We start from the raw sequence: 848 nt of genomic DNA on the forward strand, positions 1-848 counted from the left end.
CTCCGGGGGGGCGTACTGAGCGAGGCACTGCCCGACCTCGACTTCTCCCGATCCGGTGCGCACGGATGCCCGACCATCCTGCACCGTCCGTCGCGGCGGCACCGCTGTCGGACCCTTTCGATCCGGCGTCGGTCCCCTTCGGACCGCCGTCGCCGGTGCCGTCCGCGTCCGACCGCTCCGCCGCCGGGGCGTCGTGCGCCGGGCCGGCCTTGGCCTCGCCGACCACGTCGATGCGCAGCACCAGGCCGATCGCGGGGTTCTCCGCGAGTTCGGCTGCCGCCGGACCCAGCGACACGGCCAGGTAGTAGTGGCCGGCGGCGCGCACCGGCGCCACGTGGTTGCCCGTCTCCCAGCGGTTGGTCCAGGACACCGGCACGGTGCCGGAGGAGACCGCGGTGGGCCGTCCGGTGTACACCCGATCGGCGCGGAACTCCGGTCCGGACGGCACCGGGACGCGCGACGGCGAGTAGAGGTCGGCCCGCACGAACGAGCGGGCCCGGCTGTCGTCCAACGTCGGCTCGTTGCCGAACTCGGCGTCGACCCTGAGCTGTTGGCCCCAACCGACGGGCACCTTGTACCAGCGGGTCTGCGCGGGGAGGAGCCGGTCGCGCCAGACGCCTCTGCCGAGCGTGCGCGCGTCGTTGAAGCCCGTACCGCCCTCGACGTCCTCGGGACGGCCGCCGGGCAGGCGCGCGTCCCGGCCCGCGTCGCCGTAGTCGGTCCGGGAGGCCCCGGGCACCACCCGCGGGTCCAGTGGCGGTTCCTCGCTCAGCCGCAGCTCCAGCGGCCAGCGCGCCCGGTCGGACGCGGTACGCGAGCGGCGCTGCACGGAGAACAGGTAACGCCCC

The 848-nt window shown here is 75.2% G+C and carries 1 pseudogene; it reads right to left on the minus strand.

Going from position 1 to position 848, the window contains the following annotated elements:
• A pseudogene (locus ACYVE9_RS28890) lies at positions 1 to 829 on the minus strand (hypothetical protein); the annotation flags it as partial.
• Positions 830 to 848: the final 19 nt, after the last annotated feature.

This window comes from Streptomyces sparsus (genome assembly GCF_054776295.1).